We start from the raw sequence: 17,102 nt of genomic DNA, 5'->3' as shown, positions 1-17,102 counted from the left end.
CATGCGTCGCACAAGGCTGGTTTTTTTGCGCGGTGGGGTCGTCGTGACAGAGCGGAGAACAATAAAAATGCACAGTACCGATTTAAATCGGCACGCCCGACAAGTCATCAATGTCATTCAGGGCCGCCCCCAAGGGTGTGACCCTTCTATCATTCGCTCCTGGCAGCGTTGCCTGGAGGACTACCACCTCGATCCCGCGCAAAACATCGCCCCGACGGTGCTGGAACACAGCCGCATCCTTGAGGGCCGCGAGCGTCTGCAGCAGGTGCTGCAAATCGCCGGGCACGAAATGAACAGCCTGCATCAGCAGTTATCGGGCGCTGGCCATGCGGTGCTGTTGACCGATGCCCGCGGGGTCATCCTCAACTGCATCACCGCGCCCACGGAGCGCAAAGTCTTCGAGCATGCAGGTTTGTGGCTGGGGGCCGACTGGAGTGAAGCCCGTGAAGGCACCAACGGCATCGGCACCTGCCTGGTAGAGCGCCAGGCCCTGAGCATTTATCAGGACGAGCATTTTCGTGGTCGTCATACCGGCCTGACGTGTTCGGCCAGCCCGGTATTTGACCCTCATGGTGAACTGCTGGCGGTGCTGGACGTGTCTTCGGCGCGTCATGAAGCCTCGCGCCAGAGCCAGTTCCACACCATGGCGCTGGTGAACCTCTCGGCCAAGACCATCGAAAGCAGTTACTTCCTGCGCCAATACGAACACCAGTGGTTGCTGCGCTTTCATTTACAGGCCGAATCGGTGGGCCTGTTCAGTGAAGGCATGCTGGCGTTTGACGGCGATGGTGTGATCTGTGGCGTCAATCAAAGTGGCCTGAATTTGTTGGGGCAGACCCGCAGCGGTTTGCTCGGGCAAGCGGTGGACAGCATTTTCGATTGCAGCGCTGATGAGCTGTTTGCCCGCGCCAGTGTGCAGGCCACGACCAGTTGGCCGCTGCGCAGCCGCGATGGTCGCCTCTTGTTTGCCGCCCTGCGTGGCCAGCCTCGCGCAATACCGGTGTTGGTGGCGCCTGCGCCGGTGAGGGTGTCGCCGGGCGGGATTTGCCTGGGTGATGAAGCCCTGCAAAGTGATTTTCGCCGGGCACTGCGGGTGTTTGAGCGTGACGTGCCGTTGTTGATCAACGGCGAAACCGGCACAGGCAAAGAGGCCTTTGCCAAGGCCGTGCACCAGGCCAGCCTGCGGGCCAGCAAGCCGTTTGTGGCGCTGAACTGCGCGTCGATCCCCGAGAGCTTGATCGAAAGCGAGCTGTTTGGTTATCGCGGTGGCAGCTTTACCGGGGCACGCAAAGAAGGCATGCAGGGCAAGTTGCAGCAGGCCGATGGCGGAACATTGTTTCTGGACGAAATAGGCGACATGCCGCTGGTGCTGCAAACCCGTCTGTTAAGGGTGCTGGAGGACCGCGTGGTGGTACCGATTGGCGGCGAGCCGCAGACGGTGGATGTGCGCATTGTCAGCGCGACCCACCGCAACTTATTGGAGCGTGTGGCCGACGGCAGCTTTCGCGAAGACTTGTACTACCGTCTCAATGGCCTGGAAGTAGCCTTGCCGGCGTTGCGCGAGCGCACCGACAAATCGCAGTTACTGGACTTTTTGCTGGCCCAGGAAGCGGGCGGGCAGCGGCTGACGATTAGCCCGACGGCGCGTCAGGCGTTGCTGCACTTTCAATGGCCGGGCAACGTGCGCCAACTGCGCAATGTGCTGCGCACCTTGGCGGCATTGTGTGAAGGCGAGGTTATCGAGTTTGGCGACTTGCCCGTGGCGATTCGTCAGGTGCCGCTTAAACCGCTGCCACCTTGCTCTGACAACCCGCTGGAAGACGCCGAAAAACTCGCCTTACTGGCCGCGCTGGAACAACAGCGCTGGCACATGACCCAAACCGCCGCGCAGTTGGGTGTCAGCCGCAATACGCTCTATAGAAAGCTGCGCCGGCATGGGATAGAGAGAAACCTGTAGTCGCTGTCGAGGCACGAGGCTGCGATGCGGGCCGCAGGACCGCCGTTTGGGGCTGCTGTGCAACCCATCGCAGCCTTCGTGCCTCGACAGCGGCTACAAGGTTGCGCGTCGTGTTTAGCCCTCAACGAGAATCATCAGGTGCGAAAAACAGCCCCCTACGCTACCCTTCGCCGATGATTTACGAGGTCGACTATGCACATTCATATTCTTGGTATTTGCGGCACTTTCATGGGTTCGCTGGCGGTATTAGCCAAAGAACTGGGCCATCACGTTACCGGTTCCGACGCTAACGTCTATCCGCCGATGAGCACCCAGCTGCAAGCTCAAGGCATTGAATTGACTCAAGGCTACGACCCGCAACAGCTCGATCCGGCGCCGGATCTGGTGGTTATCGGCAACGCGCTGTCACGGGGCAACCCGGCGGTTGAGTACGTACTCAATAAAGGCCTGCCGTATGTGTCTGGCCCACAATGGCTGGCCGATCACGTGCTGCAAGGGCGCTGGGTACTGGCCGTTGCCGGTACGCACGGCAAAACCACCACCAGCAGCATGTTGGCCTGGGTGCTTGAGCACGCGGGCATGGCGCCGGGCTTCTTGATCGGCGGGGTGCCGCAGAACTTTGCCGTGTCGGCCCGTCTGGGCGATACGCCGTTTTTCGTGGTGGAGGCCGATGAATACGACAGCGCATTCTTCGACAAGCGCTCAAAATTTGTTCACTACCGCCCGCGCACCGCGATCCTCAATAACCTTGAGTTCGATCACGCTGACATCTTCCCGGACTTGCCAGCGATTGAGCGTCAATTCCACCACTTGGTGCGCACCATCCCCGGTGAAGGCCTGGTGATTCATCCGACCACCGAGCCTGCCTTGCAGCGAGTGATCGAGATGGGCTGCTGGACGCCGGTGCAAACCACCGGCGAAGGCGGTCAATGGCAAGCCAAATTGCTGAGCGAAGACGGCTCGCGCTTTGAGGTGCTGTTTGAAGGCGTTGCCCAAGGCATCGTTGAATGGGACATGACCGGCCAGCACAACGTCGCCAACGCCCTGGCAACCCTGGCCGCCGCGCGCCATGTGGGCGTGGTACCGAGTTTGGCGATCGACGGTTTGAGCGCCTTTAAAAGCGTGAAGCGCCGTATGGAAAAAGTCGCTGAGGTGCAGGGCATCACTATTTATGACGACTTTGCGCACCACCCGACGGCGATTGCCACTACGCTGGACGGCCTGCGTAAACGCATCGGCGATGCGCCGTTGATCGCCGTGATTGAGCCGCGCTCCAACTCCATGAAGCTCGGTGCCCACCGTGACGGCTTGCCCGGCAGCGTGACCCAGGCCGATCACGTGGTCTGGTATGCGCCGCCTAACCTCGGTTGGGACCTGGCCGCAACCGTGGCTTCAAGCTCGGTGCCGACGCGGGTGTGTGATTCGCTGGAAGCGATCATTGCCGATGTGAAAGCCCAGGCCAAGCCGGGCACCCACGTGGTGATCATGAGCAACGGCGGCTTCGGCGGCCTGCATGGCAAGCTGGCGGAAGCGCTGCAATGAGCGGCCCGGAGCGCATTACCCTGGCCGTGACCGGCGCGTCGGGCATGCCCTACGCGTTGCGGCTGCTCGACTGCCTGGTACGCGAAGATCGCGAGGTGCATTTTTTGATCTCCAAGGCCGCGCAATTGGTGATGGCGACTGAAACCGACGTTAACTTGCCACCCAAGCCACAAGCCATGCAGACCTTTCTGACCGAATACACGGGCGCTGCCGCAGGGCAGATTCGCGTTTACGGCAAGGAAGACTGGATGTCGCCCGTGGCGTCGGGGTCTGGAGCACCGGCTGCGATGGTGGTGGTGCCGTGTTCGACGGGTACGTTGTCAGCAATTGCCACAGGCGCTTGCAACAACCTGATTGAGCGGGCCGCGGACGTGACACTTAAAGAGCGTCGCCAATTGATTCTGGTGCCGCGTGAGGCGCCGTATTCCAGTATCCACCTGGAAAATATGCTCAAGCTGTCGAACATGGGGGCCGTGATATTGCCCGCATCCCCTGGCTTCTATCACCAGCCGCAGACCATTGATGACCTGGTGGACTTCATGGTCGCGCGCATTCTGAATCTGCTGAACATCCCGCAAGACATGCTCCCGCGTTGGGGCGAGCACCATCTGGGCAGTAATGACTAAGGCTCTGCTGGCCCTATGGGTGCTGATCCAGATCGGCGGCTGCGCCAGCGTTCGTACGCTGGACGCTGCCAAGCCGGGGGCGCCGATTGTCTATTCCGGTACGCGGCTGGACTGGTACGCACTGCAAGGCGGGTGTTGTGCGCAGGATCGTTTTGGCGCTCAGGCGCCGCGCTATCCGGGGCTGGATTTGCCGGCTAGTGCATTGCTGGACACGGTGTTGCTGCCGTTGTCAGTGCTGACTGTGCTGGGTGTCGGGTTTCAAGCCAGCGGCGGCCTTTGATACCGGGCTTTTATTGCCCGGCTCAGGCGCCGCATTAGTAACTGCCGCCGGTTATTTACCCAGCTTGCGCAGCTCATCCGACTCGACCACCCGCACACCTTTTTGCTCTTCCAGCGCTAAACGCCACAAGGCCCGGGCCAGTTCGCAGGCTTCGATGCCGTGGTACTTGCCTGGAATCAGCTTGGACAGGGTGCCGGCAATTTTTTCTACGGGGCGTTCTTCCTGGCGCTCGCCAATCAGTAATGATGGGCGGGCGATGGTCAATTGCGGCCAATTTTGAGCGCGCAACGATTGCTCCATCTCACCTTTGACCCGGTTGTAGAACACTGAGGATTTTGGATCGGCGCCGATCGCGCTGATGACGATCAGGTGTTTTGCCCCCATTTCCAGGGCGCGTTTGGCAAAGGCCACGACCATGTCGTGATCCACGGCGCGGAATGCTTCTTCTGAGCCTGCCTGTTTGATGGTGGTGCCCAGGCAGCAGAAGGCTACCTCTACCGGGCCGCTCAGTTGCGGCAAGAATACGGCCGGGTCACCCACGGGGTTTTCCAGATGCGGGTGAGCCGCCAATGGTTTGCGCGAGGGGGCCAGTACGCGCTTGATGGTAGGTTCGTTGAGCAGTCGGTCGAGCAGAAGCTCGCCGGTCAGGCCGGTGGCTCCTGCGAGCAGAATGTGCTGAGGCGTCAAGTACATGCGAGTTCTCCCTTGATACATTCAGCTTAGTCCTTCTTTGAGGGCTTGCTGTTCAACTGATTTATTGCAAAGCCCGTTTGGCTTGTTGCTGACGCAGGCGTTGCCAGTGATTCAGCACGCCTTTTGGCGCCCACATTTGCGGCTCGGACGCCTCGTAGCCGTCAGTTTGTTCGCGTTCAGCAATGGCCTCTTTAGCCAGCTTGAAGGCTTTTTGCAGGTCATCGGTCTGGTTCAGCGCCTGGGCAAACAAGGCGTTGCCGAAGTAAGTGAAGTCGGCTTCTTCGGAGCAGCCAAATGACACGCGGTCGGTGCGCGAGGCGGTCATGATCAGGGTTCTTTCATCTTTGAGCGCGGGGATAAAGCCGCCCGAATAGCACGATGAAATCACAATGACCTTGTCGCGGTTTTTCAGCGGCTCCAGCGCTGCGGCGAGTTCATCGGCGGGCAGGTCTGCCAGCTCCAGACGCGGCTGGTCGAGTACCAGTTCATGGTCCTGGGTGCCGTGGCTGGTCAGGTAGATAAACACCAGGTCTTCGGGCCCGGTGCGCTCGGCCAGGGTTTTGGCGGCACGGTGCAGGTTTTCACGGGTGGCCATGGGGCGGTCCATCAGATGGTCGCGATGGTTGACCAGGGTGATGTGGCCGCGGCTGCCGAAACGGCTGGCGAGCATGTCCGTCACGTAGTCGGCTTCGCGCATGAAAACGCTTTGTTTGCCGTCGCCCGCGACCACCAGGCTGTACAGCTCAATGGCCGGGGTTGAGGCCGGGACCGCTTGCAGTGCCTGGTTCAGCAATTGGCCCTGGTTGAGCAGGCCCAGTTCCAGGGTATCTGGCAGCAGGCCGCCCTGGGCATCGCGAACCCGCTGGCCATTGATCCAGAAACCGCTTTCGACCGTGCCGTCACTGGCGGTCAGCGTGCCGTTGCCCTGATAGGTGTCGGCGGCAAAGTCGCCGATGTAGGTGCTGCCATCGGTCATGCTCAAATGGCCGGGGCCATTGAAGCGCCACTCGCTGAACTGGCCGCGATAGTGGCTGCCATCGACACCGATCAGCTCGCCTTTGCCGGTCAGCGCGCCGTCTTTGAAGTCACCAATCCAGACGTCGCCGTCGGCGTTTTCATAGCGGCCTTTACCATTTAACTGGTTATTTTTGAACCCGCCGGCGTACTGGTCGCCATCAGCGCTGTTGAACGTACCGTTGCCTTCGAGCTGGCCGTTGACGAAGTGCCCGCTGAATTCATTGCCGGTTGAGTCGCTGCGCTTGCCTTCGCCGTTGGGCTTGCCGTTGGCAAACTGGCCTTCGTACTGGCTGCCGTCGTCCAGCTCCAGATGGCCGAGCCCGGAGAACTCGTCATCATGGAACTCGCCGCGATAGCTCATGCTGCCTTCTTTGAGCGTGCCTTCGCCTTCGCGACGGCCGTTCTTGAATCCCCCCACATAGCTGCTGTTGTGGGTGGTCAGGCTGCCTTGACCATTGAACAAACCTTGCTCGAAATGGCCGATATAGACCTCGCCGTTGCTGCCATGCCACTCGCCCTGGCCGTGCCATTGGCCATTTTTAAACTGGCCTGCGTACCAACTGCCGTTTGGGTAGTCGATACGGCCCTGGCCTTGCAGCAACCCATTGACCACTTCGCCCCGGTAACGGCCGCCATCAGGCAGGCGTGCGTCAGGCGGCAATAGCGATTCGCCATCGCCGCAGGCCGTCAATAGCAGGGTCAAAGCAAGGGGGGCAAGTGGGCGCATAGCGGGATCCGGATAGTTAGGCTGCCGAGTATGCCGAAGCAAAAAAAGCTGTCTATAGGGGCAGATGAAACATGCGCAGATATTGTGTTTTTCAGTACAGCTGGTAGCAGAAAGTGATCCGCTTCGGTGAGCTGTGTCGGGACGTGCTTATAATGCTGCGCGAAAAAAGAACGCTGGAGAGATGACATGTTGTTACGCGGCCTGACGTGGCTGGTGCTGTTTCAATTGCTGGGCACCGCCCTCAACCACTTGTTCATTCCGGTACTGCCCGGCCCGATTATCGGTCTGTTGCTGCTACTGGTGTATTTGCTGGTGTGCGGCCAGGTCAGCGAGCCCCTGAACGAAGCGGCCAAAGGTCTTTTGCGTTACTTGCCCTTACTGTTGGTGCCGCCTGCGGTGGGCGTGATGGTCTATGCCGCCGATATTGCCGCTGATTTTTGGGCCATTGCCGGGGCGCTGGTGTTGTCGTTGTTGATCTCCATGGCGTTCGTCGGCGTGCTGATGCAGCGCTTGCTCAAGCCTCACGCCAACCGTGAGGAGCGACCATGAGTGTTGAATGGCAGAGTGCCTTGCAGTCGGTGATCCATCACCCGTTGTTTGGCATCGGCATAACCCTGGGGGCTTATCAACTGGTCCTCGCCGGGTACGAGAAAACCCGCTGGATCTTTCTGCAACCGGTGCTGGCCAGCATGCTGCTGGTGATCGGGGTGCTGGTCAGTTGCGGGCTGACCTATGACGAATACCGTAAAAGCACCGACATCCTCACCATCTTGCTGGGCCCGGCCACGGTCGCGCTGGCGGTGCCGCTGTTCCTGAACCTGCGGCGAATCCGCCAGCTGTTCTGGCCTATTTTTACTACGCTGGTCATAGGCGGTGTGTTTGCAACCGGGTTGGTGGTGCTGTTGGCGTGGTGGTTTGGCGCCGAGCACATGGTGCTGATGACCCTGGCGCCTAAATCCGTGACCTCGCCGATTGCCATGCTGGTAGCCGAACAGATTGGCGGTGTGGCGGCGCTGGCGGCGGTGTTTGTGTTGATTACCGGGGTGATCGGGGCTATTTTCGGCCCGCCCCTGTTGAACCTGCTCAAGGTGCACAGCCCTGAAGCCCGTGGCATGGCGCTGGGCATGACGGCCCATGCGGTGGGCACTTCAGTGGCGTTGCACGAAGGCGAAGAGGCGGGTGCTTTTGCGGCGTTGGCAATGAGTCTAATGGGCGTAGGCACGGCGGTCTTTCTGCCGCTGGCCGTGACCCTCGTGGTGTAAGGAGGGTTGTATGAAGCTGCCATTGTTCCCCTTGAGCACCGTCCTTTTCCCGGGCTGCGTGCTGGATCTACAGGTGTTTGAAGCCCGTTACCTGGACATGATTGCCCGCTGCATGAAGCAAGGCAGCGGTTTTGGCGTGGTGTGCATTCTGGAGGGCAGCGAAACCGGCGACATCGAGCCCGATATCGCCGGGATTGGTTGTGAAGCGCGGGTGAGTGATTTCCAGAAGCAGGATAACGGTCTGCTGGGGATCCGCGTCGAGGGTGGTCGGCGTTTTGAGGTGCTGAACACCGAGTTGCAGCGTGACAACCTGCTGGTGGCCGACGTGCAATGGCTGGACGAGATCCCGGAACAACCGTTGCAGGAAGAGGACCAGGACCTGCTGGCGTTGCTCAAAGCCCTGGCTGAACACCCGATGGTTGCCGCGTTGAACATGAACACCGAGGTCAGCGGGCAACAATCATTGGCCAACCAGTTGGCCTACCTGCTGCCCTTTGCCGAAGAAGACAAGGTCGATCTGCTGCAAGTGGACGACCCGCAGCAGCGCCTCGACGGAATCCAGGCCCTGCTCGAAGAGATGCAGGGCGAGATGCTTAATTGAGCCCACCTCTCTTGTAGGAGCTGCCGAGGCACGAAGGCTGCGATTTTTTAAGGCCTCGCTTAATAGGCGTAGCGCAGCAGTTCCTTGGACAAATGGCTGAGCATGAAAAAGCCATACAGCGCTGCGCACGACGGCAAGATCATCCACCAGACTTTAACCGGCACCGGCGTAAGCGTCATGTAGCGCTGGGTCAAGGCCAGGGCGAAGGCGTTGACAGTGATGGCCAGGAACGCGCCCGCCATGATGTCAGTTGGCCAATGGGCGCCCAGGTAAATCCGTGACATGGCCACGGTCATGGCCAGCATGCAGCCGATCAGCACGCAAGTAATGCGCATGCGTTGCGGTTTTTCACGGCCCGCCAGAATCGCCAGGGCCAAGAAGAACGCAAACGAGCCAGAGCTGTGGCCGCTGGGCATGCTGTAGCTGGTCAGCGGGTCGAGCAGCACGTCAGGGCGCATGCGCGCGAAGAAGTGCTTGGTGGCGGTGTTGGCAATGGCGGTAAACAGCGTGACCCCGCCAAAGAAGATCAAGGCGCGCCATTGTTTGTTGAAGAACAGCAGCGCACACACCAGAGCGGCGGCCAGCAGTTGCGTGCGGAAGTTACCGATCTGCGTCACCAGCACGGCCAGCATGTCCATGGTGCTGCTGCGATGTTCTTGCACCAGGGCGCTGATGCCCTGATCGAACGCGGCCATGTGCGTGTAGCCGAAGAACACCGCCACCAGCAGCGCCAGGCTCAGGGTGCCGATCAGTAGCGTCGCTTTGGGTTGGCGGCGGACGTTGGCGTGGATGCTCAGGCCCAGCAGGGCGGCGATGCTGACGGCAACGATGGCAGCTTGTGGCCAGAAGTTTTCAGGCAGCGGCAAGCGGATCGCCGCCCCGGTCGCCCAGCCTGGCAGCAGGTAAGCGACCGACCAGCCAGCGCCGGCCAGCAAACTGACCAGAATGAAGCGCGGCAGCGGCATGTCGCACATCCCGGCTACCATCGGCAGCATGGGTCGCAGCGGACCAATGAAACGGCCAACGATCAGGCTGACGATGCCGTAGCGCTGAAAGTAGTTTTCGGCGCCGGTCATCCATTCCGGGTGGGTGCGCAGCAAAGGCAAGCGCCGGATATTTTGATGGAAGCGTCTGCCCAGCGCGTAAGACAACATGTCGCCCAGCAAGCCGCCGAGGAAGCCCAGCAGCAGAGTCTGGCCCAGCGACAGGGCGCCGCTACCGGCCAGCACTGCGATTGCAAACAACAGCACCGTGCCCGGCACGATGATCCCGGCAATGGCCAGGCATTCCACGCACGCCACGATAAAAACGGCCAGGCCCAGCCATTGCGGGTTGGTGGTGAGCCAACTGGTAACGCTATCGAGCCATGGGCCCATGTTCAAACTTCCTTATTCCGTGCATGTAGAGATTTTGTTATCTGTAGAAGCGAGCTTGCCTCGCGATCTTTTGATCTTTAAAAAAAGATCGCGAGGCAAGCTCGCTCCTACAAGAGGGCGGTGTTTTCTAAAACGAGGTAATCCTGCCCCTCAACCTGGCCACGGCGCAGCGGGTTGCGGGTGCAGTACGCCGCGTAGTCGGCGTCGACAAACCGGTACAGCAAATGTTCGTCACGACCGTGCGGGATGCCCAGGCGGGTGGTTTGCAGGATGCGTGACGGTCGCTCTCTGACGTCATCAACCCACAATCGTTCGCGGTCGAAACGTTTGGCATCCCATTCGCGCACTTTCAGGCCCAATGCTTTGCACAGCAGGGTTTGCCCGGCGCACAGCTTTTGCGCCGGGCGCGGCTGGCCCTGTGCGTCAGGATTATTGAGTTGCATCTGCGCCAGGCTGTCCGGGCCAGACAGCGCGTCGACCCACGGGTAGGCCGATTTGATCAGCACGGCGTTGCCGGGGCCCTGGGCGCTGAAGTTCAGCGAGTCGCCGCCGCGGGCGTAGTACATGTAGATGTGCCCGCCATCCAGAAACAAAGCCTTACGTTTTTCTGTGTAGCCGAGTGAGGCATGGCTGCCTTTTTCGGCGCAGTAATACGCTTCGGTTTCGATAATCCGGGCGCTCAGCCACAGGCCGTTGACCCGATGGCGGATGACTTTGCCCAGCAGTTCGCGCGCGACAAGCTGGGCGTCGCGGTCGAAAAAGGCGTCAGGGAGCATCGTTGGCATCGTCAGCGGGGTCATAGATGGCAGAAAAGTTACAGATCATAGCAACTCGTGCTTAATCGGGGCTGAACAGAGACAATTTGCGGTCCATTTCGACCATCCGCCTGTCACCGCTGTGCGTGAGACGGCGGGACCGCTATAATCGGCCGCTTTCCCCTCTGCCAAGACCATTGAGACCATGACTGAGTCCGTTCTTGACTACATGACCCGCCTGGGTCGCGCTGCCCGCGAAGCCTCCCGAGTGATCGGCAGGGCCAGCACTGCGCAGAAAAACCGTGCCTTGCAAGGCGCTGCGTCCGCACTGGACGCTGCCCGCGAGGAGCTGACTGCCGCCAACGAACTGGACCTGGCCGCCGGCCGGGCCAACGGCCTCGAGCCCGCGATGCTGGAGCGCCTGGCGCTGACCCCGGCACGCATCGACAGCATGATTGTCGGCTTGCGCCAAGTGGCCAGTCTGCCGGACCCCATCGGTGCCATCCGGGATATGAGCTACCGTCCATCGGGTATCCAGGTTGGCAAGATGCGCGTTCCTCTGGGTGTAGTCGGGATCATCTACGAGTCGCGTCCGAACGTGACCATCGATGCGGCCAGCTTGTGCTTGAAGTCCGGTAACGCGACCATCTTGCGCGGCGGCTCCGAGGCGATTCACTCCAACCGCGCCATTGCGATCTGCATCCAGCGAGGTCTGGCCGAGGCCGGGCTGCCGCCGGCCGTGGTGCAAGTGGTTGAAGTCACCGACCGTGCGGCCGTGGGCGCGTTGATCACCATGCCCGAGTACGTCGACGTGATCGTACCGCGTGGCGGCAAAGGCTTGATCGAGCGTGTCAGCCGTGACGCCCGTGTGCCGGTCATCAAGCACCTGGACGGTATCTGCCACGTCTACGTCAGTGCCCATGCCGACCTGCCAAAGGCTCAGCGGATTGCCTTCAATGCCAAAACCTACCGTTATGGCATCTGCGGCGCGATGGAAACCCTGCTGGTCGACCAGGCCGTGGCGGCGCAATTTTTGCCGGCCATGGCTGAACAATTTCGCGCCAAGGGCGTCGAACTGCGCGGCTGCGAACGCACCCAGGCGCTGATCGACGTGGCCCCGGCGAGCGAAGAAGATTGGCACACCGAGTACCTGGCGGCGATTTTGTCGATCCGTATCGTTGATGGCCTGGACCAGGCGATTGAGCACATCAATCACTATGGCTCCCACCACACCGACTCGATCGTGAGCGAACATCAGGGCGAATGCCGGCGTTTTATCGCCGAAGTGGACTCCAGTTCGGTGATGCTCAACGCCCCAACCTGCTTCGCAGATGGATTTGAATACGGATTGGGTGCTGAAATTGGCATTTCTACTGATAAGCTGCACGCCCGCGGCCCGGTGGGTCTCGAAGGTCTGACCTGCGAGAAGTACATTGTGGTCGGTGATGGCCAGTTGCGCGGCCAGGAGCCGAGCTGACTTGGGCGAACTTAGCCCTTCAGGGAACGTGCAGGTCAGCGACGTGTTACCCCGGCGCATTGGTGTGCTGGGGGGCACGTTTGATCCGGTGCACATCGGGCATTTGCGCGGTGCGCTAGAGGTAGCGGAAATGATGGCGCTCGATGAGCTGCGCCTGACCCCCAATGCCCGGCCACCGCACCGTGACACCCCGCAGGTGTCGGCGCTCGACCGTTTGGCGATGGTTGAGTGCGCCGTCGCAGGAGTCGCTACGCTGGTAGTGGACCCACGGGAGCTGCAACGGGACAAACCGTCCTACACCATTGATACCCTGGAGCTGATGCGGGCCGAGCTGGCCGCGGATGACCAGTTGTTTTTATTGCTGGGCTGGGACGCGTTTTGCGGCCTGCCCATGTGGCACCGCTGGGAAGAGTTGCTCCAGCATTGCCACATTCTGGTGCTACAGCGCCCGGATGCCGACAGCGAACCGCCGGATGCCTTGCGCAACCTGCTGGCAGCGCGCTCGGTAAGCGACCCGCTGGCCCTGAAGGGGCCGAGCGGACAGATTGCATTCGTCTGGCAGACACCGCTCGCGGTTTCCGCCACCCAGATCCGTCAACTGCTGGCCAGCGGTAAGTCGGTACGTTATCTGGTGCCCGACGCGGTCCTGGCCTACATCGATGCGCACGGGCTTTACCGTGCGTCGAACTAAAAAAGGCGTGTTTCAAGGCGCGATTTGACGTGTATTGAAACAGCCGAACATACGAGCAAAAACGAGTTTTATATGACTGATAAAGATGTAAGCAAAGTAAAGCGCAAAGGCACCTTCAAAAGCGCCCCGTTGCCAGTTGCCGCCCACACAGGTGAAGTACTGGCTGGCGAAGCACTGGTTAAAGTGGCTGTAGCGGCCCTGGAAGACGTCAAGGCACAAGACATCCAGGTTATCGACGTGCGTGACAAGCACAGCATCACTGACTTCATGATCATCGCCACCGGTACTTCGAACCGTCAGATCGGCGCGATGCTCGACAAGGTCCGTGAAGCCGTTAAAGCACAGGGCGTCAAGCCGCTGGGCGAAGAAGGCAAGGGCGACAGCGACTGGGTACTGCTGGATATGGACGACGTGATCGTGCACATGATGACCGCCAGCGCCCGTCAGTTCTACGACCTGGAGCGTCTGTGGGCCGGTGCTGCACAAAGCCGTGCTGAAAGCGCTGCGCACCACAGCCCGGAAAACACCCATGAGCATTTCGCCAAGCTCAACAAAGACCAGGAATAAGGGTTCGCTGTGCGCTTGCGTTTGATCGCTGTCGGTTCGCGTATGCCCAAGTGGGTGGAAGAAGGTTGGCACGAGTATGCCAAGCGTCTGCCATCCGAACTGGCGCTCGAACTGGTAGAAATACCGCTCAATACCCGTGGCAAGAATGCCGACGTGGCCCGGTTCATCCGTCAGGAAGGCGAGGCCATGCTGGCCAAAGTCGGCCCGGGGGAGCGGATCGTCACCCTCGAAGTGCATGGCAAGCCCTGGAGTACTGAGCAACTGGCGGTTGAACTTGACCGCTGGCGTCTCGACTCGCGTACGGTGAACTTTATGGTCGGCGGCCCGGAAGGGTTGGCGCCAGAAGTCTGCGCCCGCGCCGATCAGCGCTGGTCGCTGTCGCCGTTGACGTTGCCGCACCCGTTGGTAAGGATTCTGATCGGTGAGCAGTTGTATCGCGCCTGGACGGTATTGTCCGGGCACCCTTATCACAAATAGCTCAGCGCCCCCGCAATGACCCAGCCAATTCGCCTTAAGGACCACGAAAAAGACGCACGTCTGGTGCGCAGCCGTGTCGTGGTCGGCGCAATGCTGGTGTTGGCCCTGATTTGCGTGCTGATTGTGCGTTTGTACTACCTGCAAGTGGTGCAGTACGACTATCACTCCACGCTGTCAGAAAACAACCGGGTGCATGTGCAGCCGATCCCCCCGACCCGCGGCCTGATTTATGACCGCAATGGCGTGGTGATCGCCGACAACCGTCCCAGCTTCAGCCTGACCATGACCCGCGAGCGAGCGGGTGACTGGCATCAGGTGCTCGACACCATCGTTGAGGTGTTGCAGCTCACCCCTGAAGACCGCACGTTGTTCGAAAAGCGCACAAAGCAGGGGCGGCGGCCGTTTGAGCCGGTGCCGATTCTGTTTGAGCTCAATGAAGAACAAATTGCCCGGATCGCGGTTAACCAGTTCCGCTTGCCTGGGGTTGAGGTGGTTGCGCAATTGGTCCGCCACTACCCGCAAGGGGCGCATTTTGCGCACTCGGTCGGTTATGTGGGGCGGATCAACGAGAAAGAGATTAAAACCCTCGATAAGGTTAACTACAGCGGCACCCATCACATCGGCAAAACCGGTATAGAGCGCTTCTACGAAGCCGAGCTGCATGGCCAGGTCGGCTACGAAGAGGTCGAGACCAACGCTCGCGGCCGTGTGCTGCGGGTGCTCAAGCGCACTGATCCGATCCCGGGCAAAGACATCGTTCTGAGCCTGGACATCAAGTTGCAAGAGGCGGCTGAAGAAGCCTTAGCCGGTCGGCGCGGGGCGGTGGTTGCTCTGAACCCGTTGACTGGCGAAGTGCTGGCCATGGTCAGCCAGCCGAGCTTCGACCCCAACCTGTTTGTGACCGGTATTGGTTTCAAGGCTTACGCCGAGCTGCGTGATTCCATTGACCGTCCGCTGTTCAACCGCATTTTGCGTGGCTTGTACCCGCCGGGTTCGACCATCAAACCCGCCGTGGCGATTGCCGGGCTGGACAGCGGTGTGGTGACGGCCAGTACGCGGGTGTTTGACCCCGGTTATTACCAACTGCCCAATTACGATCACAAGTACCGTAACTGGAACCGCAGCGGTGATGGCTTTGTCGATCTGGACAGCGCGATCATGCGCTCCAACGACACCTACTTCTATGACCTGGCCCACAAGCTGGGCATCGACCGTTTGTCGACCTACATGAATCAGTTCGGCATTGGTCAAAAAGTCTCCCTCGACATGTTCGAAGAGTCGGCCGGGTTGATGCCGTCCCGCGAGTGGAAGCGTGCAACCCGTCGCCAGGCCTGGTTCCCGGGTGAAACCCTGATTTTGGGGATCGGCCAGGGCTATATGCAGTCCACCCCTTTGCAGTTGGCCCAGGCCACGGCGCTGATTGCCAGCAAAGGCAAATGGAACCGTCCGCACCTGGCCAAGACCATCGAGGGCGTGCCGCCGGTAGACCCAAACCCCATGCCCGACATCGTGCTGCGCGACCCGTCCAACTGGGGCAAGGTCAACCACGCCATGCAGCAGGTGGTGCACGGCGCTCGCGGTACGGCGCGAGTCGCCGGTGTCGGCGCGCAGTACCTGATTGCGGGCAAGAGCGGTACGGCCCAGGTAGTGGCGATCAAACAAGGTGAAAAGTACGACCGGTCCAAGGTTCAGGAGCGTCACCGTGACCACGCGTTGTTCGTGGGCTTTGCCCCGGCGAATAACCCGCAGATTGCGGTCTCGGTCATGATTGAAAACGGCGAGGCCGGCAGCCGTGTGGCGTCGCCGGTGGTGCGTTCGGTCATGGATGCCTGGTTGCTCGGTGAAGACGGCAAACTCAAACCTGAATACGCCAGTGTTTCAAAGGCGGAGGCTACGGCCAATGATGAGTAATTTTGACCGCATCCTCTCCAGTGAGGATGTGATGCGTCGCCGTGCCACGCTGTTGCAGCGTCTGCACATCGACGGCCCTTTGCTGATTTTGTTGCTGACACTCGCCGCAGGCAGTTTGTTTGTGCTGTATTCGGCCAGTGGTAAAAGCTGGGATCTGCTGAGCAAGCAGGCCACCTCGTTCGGTATCGGTCTGGTGTCGATGTTTGTCATCGCCCAGCTTGAACCGCGCTTTATGGCGCGCTGGGTGCCGGTCTGCTATTTGCTCGGCGTGATGTTGCTGGTAGTGGTGGACGTCATGGGCCACAACGCCATGGGCGCCACGCGCTGGATCAACATTCCGGGGGTGATTCGTTTCCAGCCCTCTGAGTTCATGAAAATCCTGATGCCCGCGACCATCGCCTGGTATCTGTCCAAGCGCACCTTGCCGCCGCAGCTCAAGCACGTGGCGGTCAGTTTGTTGCTGATCGGCATACCCTTCGGCCTGATCGTGCGTCAGCCCGACCTCGGCACCGCCTTGCTGGTGCTGGCCGGGGGCGCGTTCGTGCTGTTTATGGGTGGTTTGCGCTGGCGCTGGATCATCAGCGTGCTGGCGGCTGCGATCCCGGTGGCGATTGGCATGTGGTTTTTCATCATGCACGACTACCAGAAGCAGCGAATCCTGACCTTCCTCGACCCTGAGAGCGATCCTCTGGGCACCGGCTGGAACATTATCCAGTCCAAGGCAGCCATCGGTTCGGGCGGCGTCTTCGGTAAGGGCTGGCTGCTGGGCACCCAGTCGCACCTGGACTTTTTGCCCGAGAGCCACACCGATTTCATTATTGCGGTGATGGGCGAAGAGTTCGGCCTGGTGGGCATTTGTGCGCTGTTGTTGATCTATCTGTTGTTGATTGGTCGCGGTCTGGTGATTACCGCCCAGGCGCAAACCCTGTTCGGCAAATTGCTGGCTGGCAGCTTGACCATGACCTTTTTTGTTTATGTTTTCGTCAACATCGGTATGGTCAGTGGGCTGTTGCCGGTGGTGGGCGTGCCATTGCCGTTTATTAGTTACGGCGGAACTTCGCTCGTGACGCTGCTGTCAGCGTTTGGGGTTTTGATGTCAATCCATACGCATCGCAAATGGATTGCACAAGTTTGATTAAGGTG

Annotated in this window: 17 protein-coding genes; 13 read left to right on the top strand and 4 right to left on the bottom strand. The window is 60.2% G+C overall.

Translation table 11 applies throughout. The features are described 5' to 3' along the window. Window positions 1-67 precede the first annotated feature (67 nt). From TU84_RS05070 to TU84_RS05055, 4 genes are all read left to right on the top strand, one after another. Window positions 68-1,957: a sigma-54-dependent Fis family transcriptional regulator gene (locus tag TU84_RS05070; RefSeq protein ID WP_048367669.1), complete on the top strand. Its 1,890-nt coding sequence runs from the start codon at window positions 68-70 to the stop codon at window positions 1,955-1,957. A 192-nt stretch (window positions 1,958-2,149) separates the two neighbouring features. Further along, complete coding sequence (gene mpl, locus TU84_RS05065) at window positions 2,150-3,499, top strand: UDP-N-acetylmuramate:L-alanyl-gamma-D-glutamyl-meso-diaminopimelate ligase (protein WP_048367668.1); 1,350 nt, start codon at window positions 2,150-2,152, stop codon at window positions 3,497-3,499. Next, window positions 3,496-4,125, top strand: coding sequence for a flavin prenyltransferase UbiX (ubiX, locus tag TU84_RS05060; RefSeq protein WP_048367666.1), 630 nt, complete (start codon window positions 3,496-3,498; stop codon window positions 4,123-4,125). Before mpl ends, ubiX begins: the two co-directional genes overlap by 4 nt. Further along, window positions 4,118-4,405, top strand: coding sequence for a YceK/YidQ family lipoprotein (locus TU84_RS05055; RefSeq protein WP_048367664.1), 288 nt, complete (start codon window positions 4,118-4,120; stop codon window positions 4,403-4,405). Before ubiX ends, TU84_RS05055 begins: the two co-directional genes overlap by 8 nt. Window positions 4,406-4,456: 51 nt before the next feature. On the opposite strand, the gene TU84_RS05050 is transcribed toward TU84_RS05055, so the two are convergent. Beyond that, complete coding sequence (locus TU84_RS05050) at window positions 4,457-5,098, bottom strand: oxidoreductase (RefSeq protein ID WP_048367662.1); 642 nt, start codon at window positions 5,096-5,098, stop codon at window positions 4,457-4,459. A gap of 61 nt (window positions 5,099-5,159) precedes the next feature. After that, window positions 5,160-6,842, bottom strand: coding sequence for a C13 family peptidase (locus tag TU84_RS05045; protein WP_048367661.1), 1,683 nt, complete (start codon window positions 6,840-6,842; stop codon window positions 5,160-5,162). 186 nt (window positions 6,843-7,028) lie between these two features. Between TU84_RS05045 and TU84_RS05040 the strand changes: the two genes are divergently transcribed. From TU84_RS05040 to TU84_RS05030, 3 genes are read left to right on the top strand one after another with little or no spacing between them, the layout of a single operon-like run. Beyond that, on the top strand, window positions 7,029-7,391 hold the full coding sequence (locus TU84_RS05040; protein WP_048367660.1) for a CidA/LrgA family protein: 363 nt from the start codon (window positions 7,029-7,031) through the stop codon (window positions 7,389-7,391). After that, window positions 7,388-8,104 (top strand): LrgB family protein, encoded by a 717-nt coding sequence (locus tag TU84_RS05035; RefSeq protein ID WP_048367659.1) that lies wholly within the window; start codon window positions 7,388-7,390, stop codon window positions 8,102-8,104. The genes TU84_RS05040 and TU84_RS05035 overlap by 4 nt, the downstream gene beginning before the upstream one ends. 10 nt (window positions 8,105-8,114) lie before the next feature. After that, window positions 8,115-8,705: an LON peptidase substrate-binding domain-containing protein gene (locus TU84_RS05030; protein ID WP_048367658.1), complete on the top strand. Its 591-nt coding sequence runs from the start codon at window positions 8,115-8,117 to the stop codon at window positions 8,703-8,705. Between the two features lie 59 nt (window positions 8,706-8,764). On the opposite strand, the gene TU84_RS05025 is transcribed toward TU84_RS05030, so the two are convergent. Beyond that, on the bottom strand, window positions 8,765-10,081 hold the full coding sequence (locus TU84_RS05025; RefSeq protein ID WP_048367656.1) for a bifunctional DedA family/phosphatase PAP2 family protein: 1,317 nt from the start codon (window positions 10,079-10,081) through the stop codon (window positions 8,765-8,767). Window positions 10,082-10,188: 107 nt separating this feature from the next. Then, window positions 10,189-10,881: a DNA-3-methyladenine glycosylase gene (locus TU84_RS05020; RefSeq protein ID WP_088500368.1), complete on the bottom strand. Its 693-nt coding sequence runs from the start codon at window positions 10,879-10,881 to the stop codon at window positions 10,189-10,191. A gap of 160 nt (window positions 10,882-11,041) precedes the next feature. Between TU84_RS05020 and TU84_RS05015 the strand changes: the two genes are divergently transcribed. The 6 genes from TU84_RS05015 to rodA all read left to right on the top strand — a co-directional run bounded on the left by TU84_RS05015 (window position 11,042) and on the right by rodA (window position 17,094). Continuing rightward, complete coding sequence (locus TU84_RS05015; RefSeq protein ID WP_048367652.1) at window positions 11,042-12,313, top strand: glutamate-5-semialdehyde dehydrogenase; 1,272 nt, start codon at window positions 11,042-11,044, stop codon at window positions 12,311-12,313. Then, window positions 12,282-13,004 carry a nicotinate-nucleotide adenylyltransferase gene (gene nadD, locus TU84_RS05010; protein WP_048367651.1) on the top strand — a complete coding sequence of 241 codons (723 nt, stop codon included), beginning with the start codon at window positions 12,282-12,284 and terminating at the stop codon, window positions 13,002-13,004. Before TU84_RS05015 ends, nadD begins: the two co-directional genes overlap by 32 nt. Window positions 13,005-13,076: 72 nt before the next feature. Then, window positions 13,077-13,571, top strand: a complete 495-nt coding sequence (gene rsfS, locus TU84_RS05005; RefSeq protein WP_048367650.1) for a ribosome silencing factor — start codon at window positions 13,077-13,079, stop codon at window positions 13,569-13,571. 9 nt (window positions 13,572-13,580) lie between these two features. After that, window positions 13,581-14,048, top strand: a complete 468-nt coding sequence (gene rlmH, locus TU84_RS05000; protein ID WP_003444191.1) for a 23S rRNA (pseudouridine(1915)-N(3))-methyltransferase RlmH — start codon at window positions 13,581-13,583, stop codon at window positions 14,046-14,048. Between the two features lie 15 nt (window positions 14,049-14,063). Beyond that, window positions 14,064-15,959 carry a penicillin-binding protein 2 gene (gene mrdA, locus TU84_RS04995; protein ID WP_048367647.1) on the top strand — a complete coding sequence of 632 codons (1,896 nt, stop codon included), beginning with the start codon at window positions 14,064-14,066 and terminating at the stop codon, window positions 15,957-15,959. Between the two features lie 31 nt (window positions 15,960-15,990). Next, the gene (rodA, locus tag TU84_RS04990) at window positions 15,991-17,094 is read left to right on the top strand and encodes a rod shape-determining protein RodA (RefSeq protein ID WP_162207677.1); all 1,104 of its coding nucleotides are present in this window, start codon (window positions 15,991-15,993) and stop codon (window positions 17,092-17,094) included. Window positions 17,095-17,102 lie beyond the last annotated feature (8 nt).

The organism is Pseudomonas helleri (assembly GCF_001043025.1).
GTDB lineage: Bacteria > Pseudomonadota > Gammaproteobacteria > Pseudomonadales > Pseudomonadaceae > Aquipseudomonas > Aquipseudomonas helleri.
The sequence above is the reverse complement of the archived record's forward strand: the minus strand, read 5'-3'. Positions and strand labels throughout refer to the sequence as shown.